Here is a 24,538-nt window from a genome sequence, read left to right as displayed (position 1 = left end):
CCATGCCTTCGTCCTCTTTCACCGGCTGCGTTTTGCAGGTCGTCCCCGAACTCGATACGGGCGGCGTCGAGCAGACCGTGGTCGATGTGGCCGAGGCGGTTCTGGCGGCGGGCGGGCGCTCGCTGGTGGCCACCAGGGGCGGGCGCTTGCAGGAACGGCTGGAAAAAGGCGGCACACAGGTTTTCAACCTGCCGGTTCACAGCAAGAATCTGTGGGTGCAATGGCGGATTTACCGTACCTTGCGCCGCCTGATCCGCCGCGAAAACGTCAGCCTTGTCCACGTTCGTTCGCGCGCGCCAGCCCTCTCGGCGATTGCGGCGGCGCGCGCCGAAAAGATCGCGTCGGTCGCCACCTATCACGGCATTTATAACGCCAATTCAAGCCTCAAACGCTGGTACAACAGCCAGATGACGCGCGCCGACATCACCATCGCCAATTCGGACTATACGCGCGCCCATATCCTCAAAACCTACCCGAATTTGCCGCCAGAGCGCGTGGTCAGCATTCCGCGCGGCGTCGATCTGCATCGCTTCGATCCCGAAGCCTTCGTGCTGCGCAACATCCTCAAGCTGGAAGAGGCCTGGGGCCTGCCGCCCGCCGACGCCGCCACGCCCGATACGCGTACGCGCTTTCTGCTGGCCGCCCGCCTGACGCGCTGGAAAGGGCAAGGCCTGATTATAGAGGCAGCGGCGCGATTGCGAACGCTCGGACGTGACGATTTCATCATTTTTATCGCCGGCGATGATCAGGGCCGCAGCGACTATACGGCGGAATTGCGCGCGGCCATCGCCGCCCACGGCCTTGAGGCCCATGTGCGGCTGGTCGGCCATTGCGCCGACATGCCCTCGGCCTGGCAGGTCTGCCATTTCGCCCTCGCCCCCTCGCTGGAGCCGGAAGCCTTCGGGCGCACGGCGGTGGAACCGCAGGCCATGCAGCGCCCGCCTCTGGCCGCTGCGCACGGCGCGACGGTCGAAACCGTGGTGCCCGGCGAAACGGGCTGGCTGGTCAGGCCCGGCGATGCGCAAGCCTGGGCCGAGGCCATGCGGGAGGCCATGTCACTGACGCCTGAACAGCGCTTTGAAATGGGTTTAGCCGGACGTGCCCGCGTCAAGGCGCTGTTCAGTCTGGAAACCATGTGCGCGCGCACCCTTGATGTTTACCGATCCCTGCTTATGTAACCTCCCGTAGCGATGACTTAAACCCATCGCTACGGGCAAAGGCGACCGCCCGTCGTCGCGGATGCGACGAGCCCATTCTGCTAAGGATACGCGGAAATACCACACCGCAGCGTCATTTCCTTAAATTTTAACCTATTCGCCCGATAAGGGATTGATCCTGCGCCCAAGGATCGTCATAATCCCGGCGCATTCGCACAGCCCGATAACAGCACTCAGGAGAACGACCTATTCGTCGCCCGATTCAAGCCCCGCCTCCCAAAGACGGCCCCCGTACAAACCATGAGATCAAGGTTCCGCGCGTCCTCTTGATCGATCAAAACGGTGAGAAGCAAGGCATTATGCCGACTTCCTCCGCCCTCGAAGCCGCCGAGGAAGCTGGCCTGGACCTGGTGGAGGTGTCGCCCACCGCTGATCCGCCTGTGTGCAAGATCCTCGACTATGGCAAGTTCCGCTTTCAGGAGCAGAAAAAAAAGGCCGAGGCACGCAAGAAGCAGAAGGTCGTCGAGATCAAGGAAATCAAGCTTCGCCCCAATATCGACATCCACGATTATGAGGTGAAGGCCAAGGCCATGACGCGCTTCTTCGAAGAAGGCGACAAGGTCAAGGTGACGCTGCGCTTCCGGGGCCGCGAAATGGCCCACCCCGAACTGGGCATGAAGCTGCTGCAAAAGGTCAAGACCGATTTCGAGCCGTCCACCCGCGTCGAATATGAGCCGCGCATGGAAGGCAAGCAGATGATCATGATCCTGGCACCGAAATAAACGCCTGCTATTTGGTTAAATTTGCTGAACCCTCCGAATTCGGAGGGTTTTTGCATATCTGCGCCCTACTCCCAGAATTCCGGCTGTTCGGGGATGCGGTTAAAGGCGATCTTGGCCCCGACAAAACCGTGCAGCTTCGTGCGCGGGCCGATGGTGATGGCGTCCTTGCCGAAGCGCTGATTGAGGCCGTCGAGCGCGCTGAGCAGTTTCATGCGTCTGCCATCCTCATGCGCATCTGGGGTCCAGCCGAACAGATCAGGCGGCGCATCGAGGCGGCGCATCCCCAGGCAGGTGACAGAAATCTTGCGCAGACGCGGTTGCGCCCCCAGCGTCCCCACGCACTGCATCCAAAGGCCTTCGAGGGCGTGCAGCATGACGAAACTATCGGCGGTCAGCTCAAAACGCGCCTCCGCCGCCGCTCGCCCGCTGCCCGCCCCGCGCACACTGAGGTGCAGGCCCGTGCATTTATAGCCCATGCGGCGCAGGCGCGAGCCGCACTTGGCGGTCAGGCGGCGCGCCACGGCGCGGGCCAGCGGCGCGGGGCGCAGTTCGGCGGGCAGGACGTGGCTGTGGCTGATCGATGAGCGCTGCGTCTCGATGTCCGGCGGATCGGTGCCATGCAGGGCATAGCAGAAGTTTTCGCCCATAATGCCGCCCCAGATATGGCGCATCCGCGACGGCGACAGGGCCCAGAGCTGGCGCACATCGAACACGCCTGCCCGATTGAGCCGCCCCTTCATCGCCGCGCCAATACCGGCGAATTCGTCGATCTCCAGATCGAGCAGCGCTCCGGGCAGGGTATCGGCGCGCAAAACGGTCAGACCCAGTGGTTTTTTCATATCGGCGGCGGTCTTGGCCAGCAGGCGCGACGGCGCGATGCCAATCGAGGCGGTCAGGCACTGGCCGACATTTTCGAGAATCCGGCGCTGGATGCGATGGCCCAGCGCGCGCGCCACCGCTTCGTGGCGCTGCGGCCCCATCAGACGGCAGGCCACCTCATCGATCGAGCAGACCTTCTCGACCGGAATCACATGATCGACCTCGGCCAGGATGCGGTCATGAAACTGCACATAGCGGTCAGGCCGCGCCTCACGAATCAGCAGACCGGGTATGCGCTCTTTCGCCTCGCCCACCCTGGTGCCGGTCTTGACGCCCAGCGCCTTGGCCTCAGCGCTGGCGGCGATGGCGCAGGTGTGATCGCTCATCACCGGCACGACAATGACCGGACGGCCCCGCAGACGCGGCTCGTCCTGCTGTTCGCAACTGGCGAAATAGCTGTTCATATCGAGATACAGCCACTTCAGGCCGCCGCCATTCTCGGCTTCATGGGTCATAAATGAGAACATAAAGCGAACATTTATCACCGTCAAGCCATGCGCGCAGTTGCGGCAAAGAAACGTTCGCATCGCGTCACAAATCAGCTATAAACCGGCGCATGTCGAAGTTGAAACCCTCATCCGCGTCTTCGCAAGATGCTGATTCCACAAAGGAAACAGCATCACGAACGGAAGAGCCTCCCGCCCCGCCCTTTGATACCCGCAACGAGCGCACCTTTTTTCGTGGCCGCCTGCTGCATCAGGTGCGTCAGTTTCTGAACGAAAACGGCTCGCTGGCGGCGATGTTCGCTGTGGTTTTCGTCAATCTGGTCGGTTTCGGCATTGTGGTGCCGCTGATCCCCTTCTTCGCCCAGAGCCTGCACGCGCAGGCCTGGCAGGTGACCTTGATGTTCACCGCCTACAGCCTGGGGCAATTTTTCGCCGAGCCGTTTTGCGGCAGGCTGTCCGACCGCATCGGCCGCAAGCCGATCCTGCTGGTGACGACGGCCCTGTCGGTGCTGTTCTATTGCGGCCTCGCCTTTTCACCCAATATCTGGGTGGCGATCTTCGTGCGCTTTTTGTGCGGGCTGGCTTCGGGCAATATCTCGACGATTCAGGGCTATGTGTCGGACTTTTCCAAGCCCGAACAGCGCGCCTCACGCATGAGCATGATCGGCGCGGCCTTTTCGCTGGGCTTTATCGTCGGCCCGGTGATCGGCGGCTTGCTGACGCATGAGCATTTCGGCCACAATGCCTTCCGCCTGCCCCTGTTCGCCGCCGCCGTCATGTCGGCCGTGGCCACGCTGGGCGTGATGCTCTACGTCAAGGAAAGCCGCCAGCGCACAGCCCAGGCGGCACCGCCGGAAAATATGCTCAAAACGGCGCAGGAGGCGCTGAAAAGCCGCGCCATTGTGCGCGTCATCCTGGCCACACTTTGCTATATGATGGCCTTTGCCGGGCTGGAATCGACCTTCGGCCTGTGGGTGGAGGTGCGCTATAACTGGCACGCCACCCAGATTGGCGCGGTTTTCCTGTTCATCGGCATCACCGCCGCCCTGATGCAGATGGTCTTCATGCGCCCGCTGGTGCGACGTTACGGCGAATCAAAGGTGCTGGCCGGCGGACTGTTCGTGTTCGGCCTCAGCTTCATCCTGCAAAGCCTCAACCATATCTCGTGGCTGATCGTGCCGCTGCTGATGCTGGGCACGGTAGGGCAGGCGGTCATCTTTTCGTCGATCTGCGCCATTATTTCGCTGGCCACCTCGCCCGACCGGCAGGGCGCCATGCTGGGCCTTAATATGTCCACCGGCGCCGTGGCGCGCATTATCGGCCCCGTGGTGGCCGGGTTCCTGTTCTCGCAATTCGGCCCCGAAGCGCCCTTGTGGCTCGATGCCGCCATGACGATTCCGGCGGCGTTGCTGGCCTTGCAGGTCGGCAAGGTAAAACGGTAAAAAATATGGACGCTTTTCAGATCGCCTGGCATCGTTTCCACCCCGGCCTGTTCCCGCTGGGCCATCTGCTGCGTGACGCCACCCACTGGAACGCCACGCGCTTTCACCTGTTGCCCGATGACCGTGCCGCTGCCCATTCACGCGACGAACTGCGCCTGCTGATCGAGCGCTACAACACGATGGGCACGGCGAGCTTAGGCGAAGACGAACCGTGCTGGCTGGTGGTGGCGCAATCGCCCAATCAGAACAAGGCCCACTGGACGCGCATGAACCGCATCAAGCAGCGCTATGCCATGCAGGCGGGCTGGGAATTCTATTCCACCACTGATCATCTCAACTATACGGTCTGGTCGGGCGATGTGCGCTGGCGGGCCAACAGCTTCAACCGCCTGTTGCTGCACATCTACCATCAGGACATCTGGGATGTCATCTGGGTGCGCAAATCAGACGGGGCCGTTTTTCATGCCTATGAATGCGGGGTCGATGTGTCGCAACCGACGCCGCAGGCCCTGATCGATCTGGTGTCGCGCTATTACGGCTGGCTGGCGCAAAGCGACCGCGGCTATCTCAAATTCAACCCGAAACAGATGGCGGGCGTCAAATTCCAGGTGTCGAAACCGTGCGCGGAGGCCATCAACCGCCTGACGGGGCGCGCCTGAGTTCGTGCAGGCGCGCAAAACCCGACAGATGGGTCAAGCCCGGCAGACGAAACAGCGGGCGGCGATGCTCAAGAAACCAGCTATAGAGATCGGGGTCATTATAGGTGCGTTCCCAGATGAAATGGCCGACACCGGGATAGATGGTGTAATGAATATCGACGCCGCAGGCTTTCGCCGCTGCCACCACCGCTTTTTCCTTGCCGATCGGCACGATACCGTCATCGGCCCCATGAAAAGCCCAGACCGCCACGCCCTTCAGGCGGCAGGGCTGGTTGACATCGCTATAGCCTGAAACCGGCGCGATAGCGGCAAAGTGCTGCGGATAGCGCATGGCGAAATCCCACGTCCCCTGCCCGCCGCGCGACAGGCCGGTCAGATAGACCCGGCGGCGATCCACGGGCACGGTCTTTTCCGCCTGAACGAGCCAGTCATTCAACTCTTCGGGCGACCATTCTGCGTCATGATCTTCCTGCGGGGCCAGGATAATGAAGGGAAAATCGGGGTGGCTATCGGCATAGTGCCACGGCCCATTGGCCAGCACGGCATAGGTGTCGTCACCCGCCTCGCCTGAGCCGTGCAGAAACACGATCAGCGGCAGCTTCTTGCCCGGTCTGGCACTCGGCGGCACATATTCCATATAGCGCTGCACCGTGCCGTCCTTCAGGGTCAGGGACAGGGGTCTGGTTTGCGATGTGTCATAGAGGATTTTTGGAATCGACACGCAGGCGTTCAGGCTCATCGCCAGCAGGAGCGGCAGCAGGTAAGATACGGCGCGACGACAATTCATTACGGCTATATTGGACTGAGGACGACACATTTAGCAAGAGGGCTTGCGGCGGGCTTGCGCTGACGGTTCTTTTCCTGTAACAGCACGCCTTCTTGTTCTTCGCCGGGCCAAAAGGCATGCCTTGGCGAGGATTTTAACTCGTGAAGAGGGCGGCCCTAATCCGGTCGTACAGAAAATGCCCAAGCTGAAGACCAAGTCGGGCGCGAAGAAGCGCTTCCGCTTTACTGCCTCTGGCAAGGTGAAGGCCGGCGTCGCCGGCAAGCGTCACCGTTTGATCTCGCACAACAGCAAGTACATCCGTCAAAATCGCGGCACCTCCGTGATGTCGGACGCTGACACGGTGAAGATCAAATCCTACATGCCTTACGCCTAAAGGGGAGCATTGAACAATGGCTCGCGTTAAAAGAGGCGTCACATCACACGCCAAGCACAAGAAGGTTCTGAAACTCGCCAAGGGTTTCTATGGCCGCCGCAAAAACACCATCCGCACCGCCAAGGCGGCTGTCGATCGCGCCGGGCAATATGCCTATCGTGACCGTCGCACCAAGAAGCGCAATTTCCGCAGCCTGTGGATTCAGCGCATCAACGCCGCGGCGCGTATGGAAGGCTTCACCTATTCGCAATTCATCCACGGCCTGAACCTGGCTGGCATCGAGATGGACCGCAAGGTTCTGTCCGACATCGCCATGCACGACATGGACGGCTTCAAGGTGATTGCCGACAAGGTGCGCACGGCAATCGGCTGATATTTTAAGATCAGAGACTATGCCTGGAAAACCCCGCGCCTTGATGGCCGCGGGGTTTTTCTTTTTGCGCAGGAAAGTAAGAAACCCCACCCCCGCATGGAAGCGCATTTTCTTATTCCTCCCTGAAACCTTTGATTTCGGGGAGGGGGGCCGCACGAGCGAAGCGAGATGTGGGGGTGGGGTATCTTTCTTTTCCGGTCAATTGCGTCCGCTTGCTCTTTCGCCTAAACACGGGCGAACCTTTCCTTCTGTGATGACACCATGACCGCCTATACCGATCTGCAAAGCGAAATCGAAACCGAGATCAAGGCCGCCGCCGATCTGGCCGCGCTCGACGCCGTGCGCGTGTCGGCGCTCGGCAAGACCGGTCGCATTTCCGGCCTGCTGAAAACCCTCGGCAGCCTGCCGCCGGAAGAGCGCAAAACCACGGGCGCGGCCATCAATGCCGTGCGCGATGCGGTCATCTCCGTGCTGGAAGCGCGCAAGGCCGAACTGGAAGCCGCCCATCTGGCCCAGAGGCTTGAGCAAGAGCGCGTCGATCTCAGCCTGCCTTCGGCCAGACGCGCCAGAGGCGGGGTTCACCCCACCATGCAGGTGATGGACGAGATGATCGCCATCTTTGCCGACATGGGCTTCGCGGTGGCCGAAGGGCCCGACATCGAGGACGATTTCCACAATTTCACCGCGCTCAACTTCCCGGAAAAGCATCCGGCGCGTGAAATGCACGATACTTTCTTTTTCAAGCCCGCCGCGCTCAAGGAGCAAAGCGTTAGCGCAACTGAAAATGAGAACGGCGTGCGCAAGCTGTTGCGCACCCACACCTCGCCGGTGCAGATCAGGACGATGGTGTCGGGCCAGCCGCCGTTTCGGCTGATCGCGCCGGGCCGGGTTTTTCGCTGCGATTCCGACCAGACCCACACGCCGATGTTTCACCAGATCGAAGGTCTGGTCATCGACAAAAGCGCCCATATGGGTCATCTGAAATGGGTGCTGGAAACCTTCATCTCGCGCTTTTTCGAGACGGATGAGGTGGTCACCCAGTTCCGCCCGCACCACTTCCCCTTCACCGAGCCGTCCGCCGAAATGGATGTGCGCTGCTCGTGGGAAAAGGGCGAACTGAAGGTGGGGCAAGGCAGTTCGTGGCTCGAAATCCTCGGCTGCGGCATGGTGCATCCCAATGTGCTGAAGGCTTGCGGCATCGACCCGGATGAATATCAGGGCTTTGCCTGGGGCATGGGCGTCGATCGTCTGGCCATGCTGAAATACGGCGTGCCCGACCTGCGCGACATGTTCGCCGCCGATACGCGCTGGCTGGCCCATTATGGCTTCTCAGGCTTCGCCGCGCCCAATTCGGCCAGCGGCCTGTCGTAAGATTCAAGACAAGGAGGCACAGCCTCCTTGACCTCAATACAAAGTCAAAGACACCATGAAATTCTCCCTCTCCTGGCTTAAAGATCACCTGAAAACAGAGGCCACCATCGATGAGGTGGCCGCCAGCATGACTCTGGCCGGGCTTGAGGTCGAGGACATCCACGACCCCGCCAGGGCGCTCAAGCCCTTTACGGTAGCCAAGGTCATCGAGGCCGCGCGCCACCCCAATGCCGACAAGTTGCAGGTCTTGCAGGTCGATACGGTCGATGGCCGCAAGGAGATTGTGTGCGGCGCGCCCAATGCGCGGGCGGGCATGACCACCATCTATGCCCCCATCGGGGCCTATGTGCCGGGTCTGGGCGTCACACTGGTCGAAAAGCCGGTGCGCGGCGTGGTGTCGAACGGCATGATGTGTTCGGCGGCTGAACTGGAACTGGCCGGTGACAGCGACGGTATTCTCGACCTGCCCGATGATCTGGCCGTCGGCACCCCCGCCGCGCAGGTGTTCGGTGCAGAACCGGTGATTGATTTCGAAGTCACCCCCAACCGCCCCGACTGGCTGGGCGTCACCGGCATTGCCCGCGATCTGGCCGCCACCGGGCTGGGGACGTTTGAAGACGCGCCCGCCCCCGTCGTGCAAGCCACCTTCCCCTGCCCGATCAGCGTATCGGTGGATGGCGAGGCCTGCCCCTATTTCACAGGCCGGGTCATTCGCGGCGTCAAAAACGGCCCGTCACCGGCCTGGCTGCAACAGAAGCTGACCGCTATCGGCCTGAAACCGATTTCGGCCCTCGTCGATATTACCAACTACCTGACCTATGATCGCGCGCGCCCGCTACACGTCTATGATGTGGCGAAGCTGAGCGGAATTTCCCTCTTAGCGGGAATTATTTCAGAAAAAGCAGAATTTTTAGCCCTGGACGGGAAAAACTATTCTGTAACGCAGGAAATGTGCACGATCAGCGACTCCTCCGGCGTGATCGGTTTAGGCGGCGTCATGGGCGGTGAATCGACCGGCGTGTCTGATACCACCACCGAGGTTTTCCTCGAATCGGCGTGGTTTGATCCGATCCGCACCGCCCAGACGGGCCGCGCCACCGGCATTACTTCCGATGCGCAATACCGCTTCGCGCGCGGGGTCGATCCCGAATCGACCCTGCCGGGGCTGGAACGCGCCACCCGGCTGATCCTCGATCTGTGTGGCGGTGAGGCCTCCGAGGTCGTCATCGCCGGTGCGCCGCCCGCCCGCCGCGCCGATGTCAGCTTCGATCCGGCCTATGTGACCAGGCTGACCGGCATGACGATCACACCGGACGAGTCGCGCCGCATCCTGAGCGCGCTCGGCTTTGGCGTCAGCGGCGATGTGCCGTGGACCGTCTCGGTGCCATCATGGCGGTGCGATGTCGAAGGCCGCGCCGATCTGGTAGAAGAAGTGGCGCGCATCCACGGTTTCAACACGATCCCCGCCACGCCCCTGCCCGTGGTGGCGCCCCAATCGGGCGGCGTGCTGACCGGCAAACAGGCGCGCGCCCGCATCGCCCGTCGCGCCCTGGCCGCCTATGGCTATGCCGAGGCCGTCACCTGGTCATTCATGCCGCAGGGCCGCGCCAAACTTTTCGGCGGCGGCGATGACAGTCTGGTTCTGGCCAATCCGATTGCGTCTGAGCTGAACTGTATGCGCCCTTCGGCCCTGCCCAATCTGCTGGAGGCCTGCGGGCGCAATGTGGCGCGCGGCTTTGCAGGCGCGCAGCTTTTCGAGATCGGGCCGGTCTATGCCGGGCTCGAACCCGCCGACCAGACGACGGTGATCGCCGCCGTGCGCGCGCCGGACAAGTCACGCAACTGGCAACCGGCGGGCGAAGACGCGCTGTTCGCTCTCAAAAGCGACCTGATGGCCGTGCTCGAAGATATGGGCGCGCCGGTCGCCTCGCTGCAACTGGTGCAGGGCCAGAACGCCGCCCACTGGCATCCGGGCCGCTCGGCGCGCCTGCAACTGGGGCCGAAGACCGTCATCACTGAATTCGGCGAACTGCATCCGGCGATACTCAAGGCGCTCGATCTCGACGGGGCCTATGTCGGCTTTGAAATCCGCCTCGACGCCCTGCCCGCCAGTAAGGCCAAAAGCAAATCGAAGGGCGCGCTACCCCTCTCCAATTTGATGCCGCTGACGCGCGATTTTGCCTTCCTGATCGACGCCAGAACCCCGGCGGGCGATCTGGTGCGCGCCATCAGGGGCGCCGACAAGGCATTGATCGGCGACGCCCATGTGTTCGATGTCTATAGTGGCGCGGGCGTGCCCGAAGGTCAGGTATCGCTGGCGCTGGAAGTGACCATTGCGCCCACCGACAAGACCCTGACCGAGCCGGAGATCGAGGCCTTAAGCGCCAAAATCGTGGCGGCAGCGCAAAAGGTGGGCGCGATTTTGCGCAATCAGGCTTAACCCGGCTTAACCGGTTTTCTAGACGCGGCTTTAAACTTCTGCGCGCATCATGGCGCTATGGACGCTTTCAACATCGCCTCCGCAGGTGCCATCTCGGCCAGTCAGCGCTTAGATCAGGCGGCGCAAAACACTGTTCGCGATTCCAGCGGCGGCGGCGATATTCTCAGCGACCTCGTCGATCAGATTCAGTCGCGTACCGCTTTCCAGGCCAGTCTGAGCGTGGTCAAGACGGCGGATCAGATGACCGGAAGCCTGCTCGACATCAAGGCCTGATCTTTCTCTTCCTTCCCTGTCTGCCCAAACTGAAAAGCCCGCCGGTTGATCCGACGGGCTTCTTATTATCGTGATGCAGGCTTATCGTGATGCAGACCGGGCTTTGGCCGGATCGACATTCGGCCCCTTGCTGAAGAAAGTGACCCCCACCGTCGGCTGCGCCTCCACCTCCCCCAAGGGGGAGGTGGGTGTTTGACTTTCCCGCCGACCGGCCATCTCCCTTCTTGTTGGCGTAGCAATGGAGTTGCAACGAGCCCGTCAGGGCGAAGATGACGGAGGGGTATCTGAATATTGAGCCGTCTTAATCCTCGTCGTCGTCATCATGGGCGTTGTGCGAACTGGCGCCGAACACATCCTCGACCGACAGATCGCTCTTGCGATAGGGGCTGTCTTCTTCCTCGTCGAAGGCGGGCTGCACAGTCTGGGCGGGCTTGAGCACCGGATCTTCCTCGATCGGCAGGCCCATCTTCTCGGCATATTTGCGCTTGGCGTCGGCGGCCTTGCGCACGGCGGCGTCGAGTTCGATCTGGCCGATCAGGCCCAGTGTCACCGGATCGACCGGCTTGATATTGGCTGAATTCCAGTGGGTATTGTTGCGCACCTGCTCGATGGTCGATTTGGTGGTGCCGAGCAGCTTGGAAATCTGGGCATCGGTGATTTCGGGGTGATTCTTGGTGAACCACTTGATGGCGTCGGGGCGATCCTGACGGCGCGACACGGGCGTATAGCGCGGGGCCTTGCGCACCGGCTTTAACAGCTCGGCATGGCGCGACACCAGCGGCTTCATCATATAGGTCTTGCTGGCCTCGGCCTTGTCGAGTTCGGTGCGGGTCAACTGGCCGTTGGCGATGGGGTCGGCGCCGCGAATATCGCGCGCGACTTCGCCATCGGCAATGCCTTTGACTTCCAGCAGGTGCAGGCCGCAGAAATCGGCGATCTGCTCGAAGCTCAGCGATGTGTTGTCAACCAGCCAGACCGCCGTGGCTTTGGGCATGAGGATGGACATGGTGTGGACCTCGTATGCGGACGGTTCGACCGTCCAGAAATGGCTACGCCCGGCTTTTGCAGCCGGGCGCGGGGGTTCGGACAAGCTATAGAGCGATTTTACATGAAAGAAAAGACCGGATTCGACCCCGCTCTCGTTTGCCGCTAAGAGCCGCTTGTCCGCCTGCGCGCAAGTCCCCATATTTATAGCATGTCCGATGATCACGCCCTGCAAGACGCACTGACAGCCCTGCTCAAGGCCGAGGGCCTGGCGCCTGAGGTGCGCGGAAGCTGGGTGGTGCATGATGACGCCTTTCCGGCCTTGCGCGCCCGCGCCACCGCTACGCAACTGCATGTCGAGCTGTCGCTTTATGACGGGCGCATCATCGCGGAAACCTATCCATTGTCCGAAGGCCTGCGCATGTTCGGCGAAGGGCCGCTGCGGGTTTTTCTCAGCACCTTCTGGGCACGGCATGATGCGGGCAAGGTGGTGCGCGAAGTCTGGAAACGCGATGACGGGCCGTGGCTGGCCCTGATCGGGCCGTACATGCGCGAAGTCAGTTCCGGCGAACGCCTGCCCGTACCCTATCCTTTGTTTGGCGCGCTTGAAGCCTTTGTGCGTCAGGCCCCGCTCGATCAGGACATGCACTGGCTGTCGCTGGCGATCAGCATGGCCGACGGGCGCGTCCATGCCGGGGCACAGCTCGATAATATCGACCAGCCCGCTCTGGCCGAAACCCTGCGCGGTCTGGTCTGGCCCGATGATGGCCGCACCTACGCCTTGCGCAATTTCATCCTGCTGGCGCGTCTGTGAAATCCAGCACCACCTTGCCGCAATGATCACCGGCCTCCAGCCAGGCATGGGCACTCGCCGCCCCAGTAAACGGTACGGTCAGGGCCAGAATCGGCCTGATCTGTCCCGCTTCGATCAGCGGCCACACCCGCTGGCGCACGCAGGCTGTCAGGCGCGCCTTTTCATCGGCAGAGCGCGGACGCAGCATCGAACCGGTCAGGATCGCCTGCTTCTGCATGATGCGCCGCAGGTCAAGCTCGACCGTCGAGGCCTTGCCGAAACCGACCTGCACCAGCCGGCCCTTCATGTTGAGACAGGCCAGATTGCGCGCGAAGAAATCGCCGCCGACAATATCGAGCACCACATCAGCCCCGCCAAAGTCTTTCACCGCCGTCACATAGTCATCAAGCTCACTATCGATCACCAGATCGGCCCCCATGCGGCGCGCAAAAGCGCATTTTTCCGCGCCGCGCGCCGTAGCGATGACCTGCGCGCCGAAAGCCTTACCCATCTGGATCGTCATGGCGCCAATGCCCGAATTGCCGCCATGCACCAGCACGGTTTCGCCCGCTTGCAGGCCGCCCGCCTCCATCAGATTGGCATAGACGGTCAGGATATTTTCCGGCAGGGAGGCCGCTTCGGCGAGGCTTAAGCCCCTAGGCACAGGCAGCAGATGGCGCGCATCGACCGCCACAGATTCGGCATAACCGCCGCCATTGACCAGGGCGCAGACCTCAGCCCCCGCCGACCAGCCGGGAACAGCGCTTGCCAACAGGCCGGAAACCTCCAGCCCCAGACCGGGTGCGGCGCCGGGCGGCGGTGGATAGTGTCCGCGCCTTTGCAATATATCGGGACGATTGACTCCGGCAAAACGGGTTCTGATCAGCACCTGGCCTGATCCGGGCACCGGTTCGGCACAGTCGGCCACATACAGATCGTCAGGGTTCTGGCCATCGCCACGGATCGCTATGGCTTTCATGGTGATTCGTTTTCCTTGATTTTTTCGCGTAAACGGCGTTTCATCGCTGACACAAGCATGGGCCGGGATGGGCTTCATTGTCCAGACCGGAAACGAAAGGCAGCGCGATGCGGGACGACGAATTACCGGACATGCTGCGCTCCGGCGCGGGCGCTTCGGCCTTGTCCAGTCTGGAACGCGAGGATCTTGACCCTTATAGCGTCGAGGAACTGAGCCTGCGCATCGACCGGCTGGAAGGCGAGATCGCGCGGGTGCGCGTGGCGCTGGATAGCAAAAAAAACCGCCGCTCGGCGGCTGAGGCTTTATTCTCTTTTAAAGGTTAAGTCTTTATGCCCCTCACCGGCTCTTTGTCTCTGGCCACCCTGTCTCTGGCACAAGCGTTGCAGTTACCGGCGAGAGGTTTTCATGATGACACGCGCTTTGCCCGGATATGTTTTATCGGGTGCGGGTCGAAACAAGACCGCCAGGATTTAGCACAAGGCTCGATTGATGTCCGATAGTACCGTTTCCTCGCCCGTTGCCCGCGTCCATCTGGTGCGCGACTTCGCCTCCTCAGACCTGTTTGACCGCACCTTCAAGGAAGGTATGGCGATGGTGGAAGAAACGGCGGCCTATCTCGATGGCGACGGACGGCGCGATTCACGTCTGCTGGCCCGCGAGGATGCGCTGCTCTATGCTGGCGAAAGTATGCGCCTGACCACGCGCCTGATGCAGATCGCCTCATGGCTTCTGGTGCAGCGCGCGGTGCGCGAAGGCGACATGGAAGCGCAGGACGCCTGCGACGATAAATACCGTCTGGCCCCGGTGCGCGGCGAGGCGGGTGATCAGGCCAACAGCCTGCCCGGCGGCCTGCTTAGTCTGCTGGATCGCTCCAACCGGCTTTATGAGCGCATTTCGCACATGGATCGCCGCATGTTCGTCGATGGCGACAGCGAAGAGGTCAGCGTCAATCAGGTCATGAGCCAGATGCAGAGGCTGCAAACGGCTTTCGGCGCCGCCAGCGAAGCCTGAGATCACCACCTCCGTTTTGCGTGAGCGGCCGCATCTGAGGTGCGGCCGTTTCGCCTCTGCGGCGAGGCGAGTCTCCACAGCCTCCCTTGTGGCACGACCTTTGAAACCCATAAGGCGAGCCGTCCCGGTTTGGGACAGCGACAAATCGCCAATAAGGGGTTTTACATATGGCCACCGACATAGATCTGCACCTCGGCAAGCGCCTGCGTCGCCGCCGCCGCCTGCTCGGCCTGACGCAGCAGCAACTGGCGCTGGCCGTGGGTATCCGCTTCCAGCAAATCCAGAAATACGAGTGCGGCGCCAACCGTATCTCGGCGGCGCGCCTGTTCCAGCTCGCCAAGGCGCTGGAAACGCCGATCAACTATTTTTATGACGGCCTGAGCGACGACACGACCGATGTGGCCGCCGTCAACAACGAAGGCATCGAAGTGTTTTCGCGCAAGGAAACGCTCGACCTGATCCAGGCCTATTACCGGCTGTCGGAGCGTCCGCGCCGCCGCCTGCTCGACCTGGCCAAGTCGCTGAACGGCGATAATGAGCAAGCCGCCTGAGCCTGAGGGCTTTGGAGAGGCCAGAGCTTTGCGCGCAATCCCCCACTAGACCCGCATCGCCAATCCGGCTATGCGGGGGGCATGTCCACACCTGATTATGCCCGCCTTGAAGCCTTCGCGCTCGATCTGGCCGCCGCCGCCGCGGCCGCCGCCCTGCCCCTGTTCCGGCTGGGCGGGCTGGACACCGACAATAAGCTGGCCCATCAGGCGCAGTTCGATCCCGTCACCGAGGCCGACAGGGGGGCAGAGCGCGCCATCCGTACCCTGATCAACCGGCATTTTCCCGATCACGGCATTATCGGCGAGGAATATGGCGAGGAAAACGCGAATGCCGAGCATGTCTGGGTGCTGGATCCGGTCGATGGCACGCGCGCCTTTATTTCCGGCCTGCCCGTATGGACGACCCTGATCGGCCTGCGCCACGAAGGCCGCCCCGTGCTGGGCCTGATCGCCCAGCCGGTTTTGCAGGAAGTCTTTTTGGGCTCGCCGCTCGGCTCGCGCCGGGTCACGCCCGCAGGTTCAGCGCCGCTGCATGTGCGCGCCAACACCAAGCTGGCCGAGGCCGTGATCGGCACTACCGACCCCTTCCTGTTTCAGGGCCTTGAGGCCGAAGCCTATGCCAGCCTGCGTCAGGCGGCGCGGCTGGCGCGCTATGGCTGCGATGCCTATGCCTTCGCTATGGTGGCGCAGGGCACGATGGATCTGGCGCTGGAAACCGGCCTGAAACCCTGGGACATCGAAGCCATTATTCCGGTGATTGAAAATGCCGGCGGCGTGGTGAGCGACTGGACGGGCGCAGCCATAGGCCCGCAGGCCGGTCAGGTGGTGGCCGCCGCTTCGCAAGCCCTGCTCGACGAGGCACTCATCCACTTACGCGGTGCCGCCGATCAGGCCTGATCGCCGGACACGGGCGTCGTTTCAGGCAAAACCTCATCCGGCAAGGGCATGGCGGCAGCGGCCAGACGCGCTTCGGCTTGCGGCCATGCGGCGAATGCCGCCTCATCCGCATCCGGCGCATCCATGCTCTCCGCCACTCCATCCGCCGACGCCACAGAATCCATCAGGGCGTCGAATGCCTGCCACGCCTGATCGCGGTATTCATCGGCCTCGATCAGAATTTCATGCTCGGCCCCGGCCACTTCGGCATAGTGCGCCTTGCCCAGTTTGCGGGCAAACGCCCTGACCGGCTGACGGTTGACGACATGATCATCGCCCGAACATAATAGGGTGATCGGCGTTCCGACCTTTTTCAGCGCCTTGTCCTTGTCGCGCAGCAATTTTTCGCCGATGCGCAGCGCAAACTGCAACCAGCCCCAGGTGGGCGAGCCGACGGCCAGATGCGGGCAGGCGAATAATTGTTCGCGCCAGCGCTCATAACGCGCCCGGTCGTGGGTCAGGGCGTCGTTTTCAAAGGTGTTTTCAAACGGGTCTTCAAACAGATCAGGTACATAATCGCTGCCGCGCCCGTGATTGACCTGCCAATTGACCTGAAAATTGACCGCCCACAGCGAATGATTGCCGGTTTTGACGCGCAGCATCGGATTGACGAGAAAGGCAGCGCTGATGCGCGGCTCGCCCTTGACGAGGGTGGCCAGATTGAGCGCCGCCCCCATCGAATGGCCGAGCATGATCCAGGGCTTAGGCGCGCGCTCCTCAAACGTATCGAGCAGGCGCTGGTAATCATCGAGAAATTCATCCGCCGAACGGGCATGGCATTTCAACCGGTCGGGCAGCAGGCGGGCGGAAAGCCCCTGGCCGCGCCAGTCATGCACCACCACGTCGAAATCTCGCGCCAGTAAGTCGCGCACAACTTCGTAATATTTTTCAATCGGTTCTGATCGCCCCGGCGACACAAAAACCGTGCCGCGCGAAGCGCGCTCAGCGCGTGGCGCCGGCCAGTAACCCAGCCGCAGGCGCAAGCCCCCTGCGCCGCGAAACCATTCGCCGACACCCCCTTCGGGCATCCGCGATTCGGGCGTGAACATCAGCGGGGCGCTGGTCGATAAGGCGGCGATGCGGCTCATAAAGGCTTCCTGAACTTCAGAGTCATACGATCGCTTTCCCCAATTGATTCGTAAAGCGTGCCGTCAAATTCCGGGTTGGGCGGCTGGCCGCGCGGCGCGGTCAGGCGTTGCGGCGGCAATGTCCATACGCCGAAAGGGTGATCCTTGTCATCCTTCGGATTGGCATTGATCTCCGATTCCGCCACAAAGCTGAAACCGGCCTCGGCGGCCAGTTGGCGCACAAAGGGTTCCTGCACATAGCCATTGGTGGCTGCCGGATCCTGCACATTGCCAATGTCAGCGCGGTGCTGCTCGATGCCCAGCACGCCGCCGGGACGCAGGGCGGCATAGGCGTCGGCAAAGGCTTTCTCAGCAATGCCCGCCGCCATCCAGTCCTGGATCACCAGCAACATCAGCACGCAATCGGCTGTGCCCGCCGCCACAAGCGGGCCACTGGCCGGGCCGAAAACGCTGTAGGTGATGTCGCCATAGAGCTTATGGTTGGCATCGAAATGCTGATGAAACTGTGCATCCAGCTTAGCGATGGCCTGATCACCCGCACCGCCGCTTTCAAACATGGCGGCCACATAGTCGCCCTTGCCGTGTGCCAGATAAGGGGCCAGAATCTCGGTGATATAGCCCGCCCCCGGCCACATATCGACCACGGTGTCTTTCGCTTCGATCTCGAAAAATTGCAGGGTTTCAATGGGGTGTTGATATTTGTCGCGCGCCTTATCAACCGCATTGCGCCAGTTTCCGGCCACAGCCCATTGCAGCGTGCCTTCCTGCTGGGCCAGTTTCGGATCGACCACCTCAGTCGCATCGCCATCATCATCAGGCGGCGGCGCATCAGCCGGTTTACGACCACAGGCGGCCAGCCCGCTCAGGGCCGTGGCCCCCATCAGGCCGATAAGCGTTCTGCGACTGAAACCTTGCAAACCTGTAGCCCTGCCTGTGGTCAATCCTGCCCGGACATTGCGGGAAGCCGTGCGAGGTTAGGCGTTGTGCCAGAAAAGGTCAAAGCGCTTTGCACACTTTTTCGGGGAATCGGGAATCATCCCTCGCCTTCGATGTCCTTCATGGCGCTTTGCAGATAATTGGCCTCACCCATCAGCCGGATCAGATTGAGCTGTGTTTCGAGGAAATCGATATGATGCTCGGTGTCGGACAGGATTTTCGCCAGCAGATCGCGGCTGACATAGTCCTTATGGTCTTCGCAAAGCGCAACGCCGCTGACCAGGGTGGCGTGGCCGCCGGTTTCGACCTTGAGATCGGATTCCATACATTCGGTGATGGTTTCACCAATGCGCAGCTTGTGCAGATCCTGAAGATTGGGCAGGCCGTCGAGAAACAGGATGCGTTTGATGAGCAGGTCGGCGTGCTTCATCTCCTCGATCGATTCCTGATAGACGATGCGGCCGAGATGATAGAGGCCCCAGTTTTCGATCATGCGGGCGTGCAGGAAATACTGGTTCACCGAGGTCAGCTCGTTGGTCAGCACCTTATTGAGCAGCTTGAGGATTTCGGGCTGGCCCTTCATGGTCGTTCTCCGCGCAAATGGCTTCAGGCGGCCAGCTTAGAGCCGCCGCGCCGGAGTGGAAAGTTAAATTATCGCTTATTCCGCCGCTATGGCCAAGGCCTGACAGGCATCGCCGATCATCTCGCGGATGTCACAGACACATTTGGCGCATTGCGGACGCGCCTGACAGTGCGCGAAAACGGCCTTGACCGTACCCGCGCCCGCCTCGATGGCGGCCATAGCCTGACGTTCGCGGATGGCATTACAGTTACAGACGTACACGCGGTATTTATCCTGATAATGAGAACCCTTCTCATATAGACGAAGCCAGGTCATATTGCAAGTCATTCTCAATAGGTAAGCTTTCCTTGCTGTTCGCGGCCAGTTGAGGCAAAGCAGGCGCATGACCGAACATGCCAGCCACCTTTATCTGATCACCCCGCCGCGCCTCGACCACCTGCCCGCCTTTGGCCGTGCGCTCGAAGCGGCGCTTGACGCGGGCGGGCCGCTGGTGGCCGCCCTGCAAATCCGGCTGAAGGATGTCAGCAACGACGAGATTCGCGCCGCCGCGCGCGCCCTGATGCCCATCGCCCACGCCCATCATGTGGCCGTCCTGATGAATGATCATGTCATGCTGGCGAAAGAGCTGGGCCTTGATGGCGTCCATCTCGGTCAGTCCGACACGCCTTTGCGCGATGCACGGCGCATCCTGGGGCCCAATGCCATGATCGGCGTCACCTGCCACAACAGCCGCCATCTGGCGATGGAGGCGGCGGAAAACGGCGCGGATTATGTGGCCTTCGGCGCTTTTTACCCGACCACCACCAAGACGGTCGAGCATATGGCCGAGCTGGAAACGCTCAGCATCTGGCAGGAAGTCATGGAGGTGCCGTGCGTGGCCATTGGCGGCATCACGGCTGACAATGCCGCCGAAGTGGTGCGCGCCGGGGCCGATTTTCTGGCCGTCTCCGCTGCCGTATGGAATCATCCGCAAGGCGCGGCGGCGGGCGTGGACGCGCTGAAGGCGGCGATGGATGGCGCGCTAAACGCCGGTTAGAGCGGATTGATATGAAGGGCATCGCTGTCCTCCCCTCTCCCCACATGTGGGGAGAGGACGGGAGCTTAAGCGTAGCGAAAGCGACCGGGTGAGGGGTACTTGCGTCGTCCCGGCCAAACCCTTCATCCGGCAGAGCCTATTTCGCCAGTTGCAGCTTTTCGTGGAATTCGGCGTACAGTTCCTGATTGGCGCAGATCAGCGTGCCGGTATTCAGCGGGCTTTCGTCGGAATCCATCGAGGCATATTTGCCGCCCGCCTCCGTGACCAGCAGCAAACCCGCCGCCATATCCCACGCCTTCAGCCCGCGTTCCCAATAGCCATCGAACTGACCGGCGGCGACATAGGCCAGATCGAGCGAGCACGCGCCATTGCGGCGGATGCCCACTGTGCGCTGCATCATCTGGTGCAGTTCCTTCAGCGCCTGAGCATGACCGGGCTTGCCGATAAAGGGCAGGCCCGTGCCGATCAGCGAATCGTCGAGCGTCTTGCGTGACGAAACGCGCAGGCGGCGGTCATTATGGTAGGCGCCCTTGCCTTTTTCGGCCCAGTACAGATCGCTGGTGACCGGATTATAGGTGACACCCGCCACGATTTCATTGTCACGCTCCAGCGCCACCGTACAGGCGAAGTGCGGAATACCGTGCATGAAATTGGTGGTGCCGTCGATCGGATCAACGATCCAGCGGTGGGTCTTGTCGGTGCCGAACACCTCGCCCTGCTCTTCGCCCAGGAAGCCATAACCGGGGCGCACCCGCAGCAATTCCTCGAACAGGGCGGCTTCAACGCGCTTGTCGGCGGCGGTGACGAAATCGCCGGGGCCTTTTTTCGACACTTGCAGTTCGGTGATCTCGCCGAAATCGCGGGCCACGCCCTTGCAGGCCTTGCGCACCGCGCCGACCATGACCTGAATGAGGGAGGATTGAAGAACGGTCATGAAACCTGGTCCTGTAAAATAATTCGCCTCCCCCATACATGGGGGAGGTGGCATTGAGCTTTAGCGAGATGACGAAGGGGGGCTGAAAAGAGCCCCTCCCACCATCCTGCGGATGGTTCCCCCTCCCCGCAAGCGGGGTGGGCGGGAGACGCCAGACCGGTTAATCCGCGCGCTTCATATATTCGCCCGTCTCGGTGGAGACGACGATGCGCTCACCCGTGCCCATGAAGGGCGGGATCATGATGCGCATACCATTCGATGCCTTGGCGGGCTTGTAGGAAGAGGACGCGGTCTGGCCCTTGATGGTCGGCTCGGTTTCCATCACTTCCAGAATCACCGTGTCGGGCAGGGTCATGCCGATGGCGCGCTCGTCGTGGAATTCGATGATCACCACCATGCCGTCGTGCAGATACTGCACCTGATCTTCGCCGACCCATTCCTTGCTCAGACTGATCTGCTCGTAATTTTCCTGATCCATGAAAACCAGCATGTCGCCATCTTCATACAGATAGCTGTGATCGCGCTGCTCCAGCACGACGCGCTCGACCGTTTCTTCGGAGCGCAAGCGCTCATTGAGCTTGGTGCCGGTGATCAGGTTCTTCATTTCGACCTGAGCGAAGGCGCCGCCCTTGCCGGGCTTGACGTGCTCGGTCTTCACCACGGTCCAAAGGCCCTTCTGATATTCTAGCACCATGCCGGGTTTGATCGTGTTGGCGTTGATTTTCATGAGATACAACTTGTCAAAGAGGGAATAATCTTGCGGGCGTTCCTACGCGGATTGGGGCGCAAAGGCAAGGCTACTCTATCAGCTCAAGCGCCGCATGGCTCCTCGCATACGCTCGGGCGGCCAGTCGGCCTTGCCAATTTGCGATGATTCACATCGCAAATTGGAATTACACACCCCCCCATACATATAATCATATAAAGATATGTTTATATCTTTATTGACTCGTCGGCGCGATATGATAGCCTGCACGTCGAACAAGGGTTCCGGCGCGGCGGCAACGCATGGGTCGGCTAAGAGGGAATCCGGTCTGAAGCCGGAGCTGTTCCCGCAACTGTAGGCGAGGAGCCGCAAAGCATATCTCCACTGGGTGACAGCCTGGGAAGGCGCTTTGAGGCCGTGATACGCAAGCCAGGAGACCTGCCCTGTTCCGGTACATCCATTCCGGGCGTGCCGATTTTCCACGGGCGGGACTTCCCAGGAAAACGCGTGACAGGCGTTTCGAAGACCTGACCCCCAACTTTTTGGGGTCTGACATGACACATATCCAAACCGCCAATCTCGGCTTTCCGAGGATTGGCCAAAGGCGCGAACTGAAAACCGCGCTCGAATCCTTCTGGTCGGGCAAGAGCGACGAAGCCGCCCTGCTGAGAAGCGCCTCGGCTTTGCGGGCCGCTAACTGGCAAAGACAGGCCACCGCCGGAATCGACGTGATTCCATCCGGTGATTTCTCGCTGTACGACCACCTGCTCGACGCCGCCTTCATGGTGGGGGCGATACCGGCGCGCTTTGGCGAAGACGCCCATCTGGCCACCTATTTCCGCATGGCGCGCGGCAAGGGGGCTGAGCGGGGCGAATGCGGCCATGACCACGGCGAAACCACCGCGCTGGAAATGACCAAATGGTTCAACACCAATTATCATGTGCTGCTGCCCGAAATCGGCCCTGATCAGGTTTTCACGCTGCGCCATAACAAGCCGCTGGCCGATTTCATCGAAGCCAAAGCCTTGGGCCTCCATACCCGCCCGGTGCTGGTCGGGCCGGTCACCCTGCTCAGTCTGGCCAGAACCGAAGACGGTTTCGATGCCTTGAGCCTGCTGCCGAAACTGCTGCCCGTCTATGTCGAGGCCTTGCGTGCCCTGGCGGCAGCGGGTGCCGACTGGGTGCAGCTCGACGAGCCGGTGCTGGCGCTCGAACTGGATGGTCGCAAGCGCTGGGCGCTCGATCTGGCCTGCAAGACCTTTGCGCGCGATGTGCCCGACGTGAAGCTGATGCTGACCAGCTATTTCGACACCCGCCTGCCGAATTTGCGCGCCGCCTTCGACCTGCCTGTGGCCGGCGTCCATGTCGATCTGGTCAGCCGCCCTGAGCTGTTGCCGCGCCTGCCCGAACTGGCGAAAGGCAAGCTTTTGTCGCTCGGCATCATTGATGGCCGCAATATCTGGAAGACCGACCTGACCGCCCTGCTCGACCGGCTGGAACCCGTGGTGGCCCAGCTTGATCAGGTGATCCTGGCCCCGTCATGTTCGCTGCTGCATGTGCCGATTGACCTTGAGGCCGAAGAGAAACTCGACGGCGATCTGCGCCAATGGCTCAGTTTTGCTGCGCAAAAACTGGTGGAACTGAACGTCCTCAAACGCGCCTTAAGCGAGGGCCGCGATCATGTGGCCACTGAGCTGGCCGATAATGCGGCGGCCCTGGCCGCGCGGCGCACCTCAGCGCGCATCCATAACCGTCAGGTAGCGGCGCGTGTGGCGGCGATCAGCGCGCCCTTGCTGGAGCGGCAAAGCCCGTTTACCGAGCGTCAGCAAAAGCAGGCGGCGCGCCTCAACCTGCCGCTTTTGCCCACCACCACCATCGGCTCGTTTCCGCAAACCGCTGAGGTACGGCGCGCCCGGCTGCAACATGGCCGTGGCGAACTGGACGCCACAGCCTATGAGGCCTTCCTGAAAACCGAAACCGAAAAGGCGATCCGCTGGCAGGAAGAGATCGACCTCGACGTGCTGGTGCATGGCGAGTTCGAGCGCAACGACATGGTACAGTATTTCGCCGAACAGCTTGATGGCTATGCCTTTACGCAGCACGGCTGGGTGCAGTCCTATGGCTCGCGCTATGTGCGCCCGCCCGTGCTGTATGGCGATGTGTCACGGCCCAAAGCCATGACGGTCGGCTGGGCCAGCTATGCGCAGTCCCTGACCGATAAGCCGGTCAAGGGCATGTTGACCGGGCCGGTGACCATGCTGCAATGGGCCTTTGTGCGTGACGACATCCCGCGCGAAACCGTGTGCCGTCAGGTGGCTTTGGCCATCCGCGACGAGGTGCTCGATCTCGAAGCCGCCGGCATCCGCATTATCCAGATCGACGAGGCGGCCTTCCGCGAGGGTATGCCGCTCGATGCGCAGGACGCGGCCGATTATCTGCGCTGGGCGGTCGAAGGCTTCCGGCTGGCCTCGGCGGGCGCAGCCGACGAAACCCAAATACACAGCCACATGTGCTATTCGGAGTTCAACGACATCATCGAGGCCATTGCCGACATGGATGCCGATGTGATTTCGATTGAAACCTCGCGTTCGCAGATGGCGCTGCTCGATGCCTTTGTCAGCTTCGCCTATCCCAACCAGATCGGGCCCGGTGTCTATGACATCCATAGCCCACGGGTGCCAAGTGAGGCCGAAATGGCCGGTCTGCTGCGTGCGGCGCTGAAAAGCCTTAAAGCCCGGCAGCTCTGGGTTAATCCCGATTGCGGCCTGAAGACGCGCGGCTGGGACGAAACCCGCCCGGCCCTTGAGCGCATGGTGGCGGCGGCGAAACGCCTGCGCGCTGAACTGGCTGTGGAGGCTTAAGCGGTGGGGGCTTTTAAGTAAGAACCCCCACCACCACTTCGCTGCGCTTGTGGTCCCTTGGCTGGCGAAAGACATGCCTTCGCCGACGCCAAACCCAACCAAAGTTGGGGAGGTAAAGCTTGGCTCTCTTTCTTATACCTCCCCAGTTTTACTGGGGA

General features: G+C 61.5%; 26 protein-coding genes and 1 riboswitch. Of the genes, 16 read left to right on the top strand and 10 right to left on the bottom strand.

Features of this window, described 5'->3' with window-relative positions; genetic code table 11:
• The first annotated feature begins 2 nt into the window (after positions 1–2).
• Together QB905_RS00615 and infC are read left to right on the top strand one after the other, a co-directional pair.
• Complete coding sequence (locus QB905_RS00615) at positions 3–1,178, top strand: glycosyltransferase family 4 protein (RefSeq protein ID WP_282972637.1); 1,176 nt, start codon at positions 3–5, stop codon at positions 1,176–1,178.
• A gap of 239 nt (positions 1,179–1,417) precedes the next feature.
• Positions 1,418–1,939 carry a translation initiation factor IF-3 gene (infC, locus tag QB905_RS00610; protein ID WP_282975541.1) on the top strand — a complete coding sequence of 174 codons (522 nt, stop codon included), beginning with the start codon at positions 1,418–1,420 and terminating at the stop codon, positions 1,937–1,939.
• Positions 1,940–2,004: 65 nt separating this feature from the next.
• Here the strand turns inward: infC and QB905_RS00605 are convergent, their stop codons facing one another.
• Positions 2,005–3,285, bottom strand: coding sequence for a Y-family DNA polymerase (locus QB905_RS00605; protein ID WP_282972636.1), 1,281 nt, complete (start codon positions 3,283–3,285; stop codon positions 2,005–2,007).
• Positions 3,286–3,374: 89 nt separating this feature from the next.
• On the opposite strand from QB905_RS00605, the gene QB905_RS00600 reads away from it, so the two are divergent.
• Both QB905_RS00600 and QB905_RS00595 read left to right on the top strand, forming a co-directional pair.
• The gene (locus tag QB905_RS00600) at positions 3,375–4,706 is read left to right on the top strand and encodes an MFS transporter (RefSeq protein WP_282972635.1); all 1,332 of its coding nucleotides are present in this window, start codon (positions 3,375–3,377) and stop codon (positions 4,704–4,706) included.
• Between the two features lie 5 nt (positions 4,707–4,711).
• Positions 4,712–5,365: a DUF3885 domain-containing protein gene (locus QB905_RS00595; RefSeq protein ID WP_282972634.1), complete on the top strand. Its 654-nt coding sequence runs from the start codon at positions 4,712–4,714 to the stop codon at positions 5,363–5,365.
• On the opposite strand, the gene QB905_RS00590 is transcribed toward QB905_RS00595, so the two are convergent.
• A complete protein-coding gene (locus tag QB905_RS00590) occupies positions 5,340–6,152 on the bottom strand; it encodes a carboxylesterase family protein (protein WP_282972633.1) in 813 nt (270 codons plus the stop codon). The two genes, QB905_RS00595 and QB905_RS00590, sit on opposite strands and share 26 nt — an antisense overlap.
• Positions 6,153–6,327: 175 nt before the next feature.
• Between QB905_RS00590 and rpmI the strand changes: the two genes are divergently transcribed.
• From rpmI to QB905_RS00565, 5 genes are all read left to right on the top strand, one after another.
• On the top strand, positions 6,328–6,525 hold the full coding sequence (gene rpmI / locus QB905_RS00585; protein ID WP_282972632.1) for a 50S ribosomal protein L35: 198 nt from the start codon (positions 6,328–6,330) through the stop codon (positions 6,523–6,525).
• Positions 6,526–6,541: 16 nt separating this feature from the next.
• On the top strand, positions 6,542–6,898 hold the full coding sequence (gene rplT / locus QB905_RS00580) for a 50S ribosomal protein L20 (RefSeq protein ID WP_282972631.1): 357 nt from the start codon (positions 6,542–6,544) through the stop codon (positions 6,896–6,898).
• A gap of 261 nt (positions 6,899–7,159) precedes the next feature.
• A complete protein-coding gene (pheS, locus tag QB905_RS00575) occupies positions 7,160–8,269 on the top strand; it encodes a phenylalanine--tRNA ligase subunit alpha (RefSeq protein ID WP_282972630.1) in 1,110 nt (369 codons plus the stop codon).
• Positions 8,270–8,324: 55 nt separating this feature from the next.
• Positions 8,325–10,709 carry a phenylalanine--tRNA ligase subunit beta gene (gene pheT, locus QB905_RS00570; protein WP_282972629.1) on the top strand — a complete coding sequence of 795 codons (2,385 nt, stop codon included), beginning with the start codon at positions 8,325–8,327 and terminating at the stop codon, positions 10,707–10,709.
• A 57-nt stretch (positions 10,710–10,766) separates the two neighbouring features.
• The gene (locus tag QB905_RS00565; RefSeq protein WP_282972628.1) at positions 10,767–10,982 is read left to right on the top strand and encodes a flagellar basal body rod C-terminal domain-containing protein; all 216 of its coding nucleotides are present in this window, start codon (positions 10,767–10,769) and stop codon (positions 10,980–10,982) included.
• A 301-nt stretch (positions 10,983–11,283) separates the two neighbouring features.
• Here QB905_RS00565 and QB905_RS00560 read toward each other — a convergent pair whose 3' ends face one another.
• A complete protein-coding gene (locus QB905_RS00560) occupies positions 11,284–11,988 on the bottom strand; it encodes a DUF1013 domain-containing protein (protein ID WP_282972627.1) in 705 nt (234 codons plus the stop codon).
• A 189-nt stretch (positions 11,989–12,177) separates the two neighbouring features.
• Between QB905_RS00560 and QB905_RS00555 the strand changes: the two genes are divergently transcribed.
• Positions 12,178–12,780: a DUF6348 family protein gene (locus QB905_RS00555; RefSeq protein WP_282972626.1), complete on the top strand. Its 603-nt coding sequence runs from the start codon at positions 12,178–12,180 to the stop codon at positions 12,778–12,780.
• On the opposite strand, the gene QB905_RS00550 is transcribed toward QB905_RS00555, so the two are convergent.
• Positions 12,758–13,738 (bottom strand): NAD(P)H-quinone oxidoreductase, encoded by a 981-nt coding sequence (locus tag QB905_RS00550; RefSeq protein WP_282972625.1) that lies wholly within the window; start codon positions 13,736–13,738, stop codon positions 12,758–12,760. The genes QB905_RS00555 and QB905_RS00550 overlap by 23 nt on opposite strands.
• Before the next feature lie 107 nt (positions 13,739–13,845).
• Here QB905_RS00550 and QB905_RS00545 point away from each other — a divergent pair, with 107 nt between their 5' ends.
• The 4 genes from QB905_RS00545 to hisN all read left to right on the top strand — a co-directional run bounded on the left by QB905_RS00545 (position 13,846) and on the right by hisN (position 16,197).
• Complete coding sequence (locus QB905_RS00545; RefSeq protein WP_282972624.1) at positions 13,846–14,061, top strand: DUF1192 domain-containing protein; 216 nt, start codon at positions 13,846–13,848, stop codon at positions 14,059–14,061.
• Between the two features lie 166 nt (positions 14,062–14,227).
• Complete coding sequence (gene rcdA, locus QB905_RS00540; RefSeq protein ID WP_282972623.1) at positions 14,228–14,749, top strand: protease adaptor protein RcdA; 522 nt, start codon at positions 14,228–14,230, stop codon at positions 14,747–14,749.
• Between the two features lie 167 nt (positions 14,750–14,916).
• Positions 14,917–15,300 (top strand): helix-turn-helix domain-containing protein, encoded by a 384-nt coding sequence (locus tag QB905_RS00535; RefSeq protein WP_282972622.1) that lies wholly within the window; start codon positions 14,917–14,919, stop codon positions 15,298–15,300.
• A gap of 81 nt (positions 15,301–15,381) precedes the next feature.
• Positions 15,382–16,197 (top strand): histidinol-phosphatase, encoded by an 816-nt coding sequence (hisN, locus tag QB905_RS00530; protein ID WP_282972621.1) that lies wholly within the window; start codon positions 15,382–15,384, stop codon positions 16,195–16,197.
• Here the strand turns inward: hisN and QB905_RS00525 are convergent.
• From QB905_RS00525 to QB905_RS00510, 4 genes are all read right to left on the bottom strand, one after another.
• Positions 16,188–17,324 carry an alpha/beta hydrolase gene (locus QB905_RS00525; RefSeq protein ID WP_282972620.1) on the bottom strand — a complete coding sequence of 379 codons (1,137 nt, stop codon included), beginning with the start codon at positions 17,322–17,324 and terminating at the stop codon, positions 16,188–16,190. The two genes, hisN and QB905_RS00525, sit on opposite strands and share 10 nt — an antisense overlap.
• The gene (locus QB905_RS00520) at positions 17,321–18,205 is read right to left on the bottom strand and encodes a class I SAM-dependent methyltransferase (RefSeq protein ID WP_282975540.1); all 885 of its coding nucleotides are present in this window, start codon (positions 18,203–18,205) and stop codon (positions 17,321–17,323) included. Before QB905_RS00520 ends, QB905_RS00525 begins: the two co-directional genes overlap by 4 nt.
• Positions 18,206–18,357: 152 nt before the next feature.
• The gene (gene bfr / locus QB905_RS00515) at positions 18,358–18,843 is read right to left on the bottom strand and encodes a bacterioferritin (RefSeq protein WP_282972619.1); all 486 of its coding nucleotides are present in this window, start codon (positions 18,841–18,843) and stop codon (positions 18,358–18,360) included.
• Between the two features lie 75 nt (positions 18,844–18,918).
• A complete protein-coding gene (locus QB905_RS00510; RefSeq protein WP_282975539.1) occupies positions 18,919–19,104 on the bottom strand; it encodes a (2Fe-2S)-binding protein in 186 nt (61 codons plus the stop codon).
• A 121-nt stretch (positions 19,105–19,225) separates the two neighbouring features.
• Here QB905_RS00510 and thiE point away from each other — a divergent pair, with 121 nt between their 5' ends.
• A complete protein-coding gene (thiE, locus tag QB905_RS00505; protein WP_282972618.1) occupies positions 19,226–19,879 on the top strand; it encodes a thiamine phosphate synthase in 654 nt (217 codons plus the stop codon).
• 136 nt (positions 19,880–20,015) lie between these two features.
• Here thiE and QB905_RS00500 read toward each other — a convergent pair whose 3' ends face one another.
• Positions 20,016–20,813, bottom strand: a complete 798-nt coding sequence (locus QB905_RS00500; protein WP_282972617.1) for an inositol monophosphatase family protein — start codon at positions 20,811–20,813, stop codon at positions 20,016–20,018.
• A 160-nt stretch (positions 20,814–20,973) separates the two neighbouring features.
• A complete protein-coding gene (gene efp, locus QB905_RS00495) occupies positions 20,974–21,540 on the bottom strand; it encodes an elongation factor P (RefSeq protein ID WP_282972616.1) in 567 nt (188 codons plus the stop codon).
• A 241-nt stretch (positions 21,541–21,781) separates the two neighbouring features.
• A riboswitch (cobalamin riboswitch) is annotated at positions 21,782–21,979 on the top strand.
• Positions 21,980–22,073: 94 nt separating this feature from the next.
• Between efp and metE the strand changes: the two genes are divergently transcribed.
• On the top strand, positions 22,074–24,380 hold the full coding sequence (gene metE / locus QB905_RS00490) for a 5-methyltetrahydropteroyltriglutamate--homocysteine S-methyltransferase (RefSeq protein WP_282972615.1): 2,307 nt from the start codon (positions 22,074–22,076) through the stop codon (positions 24,378–24,380).
• The last annotated feature ends 158 nt before the right edge of the window (positions 24,381–24,538 follow it).

This window comes from Asticcacaulis sp. EMRT-3 (assembly GCF_030027245.1).
In the GTDB taxonomy this organism is placed as follows: domain Bacteria; phylum Pseudomonadota; class Alphaproteobacteria; order Caulobacterales; family Caulobacteraceae; genus Asticcacaulis.
The sequence above is the reverse complement of the archived record's forward strand: the minus strand, read 5'-3'. Positions and strand labels throughout refer to the sequence as shown.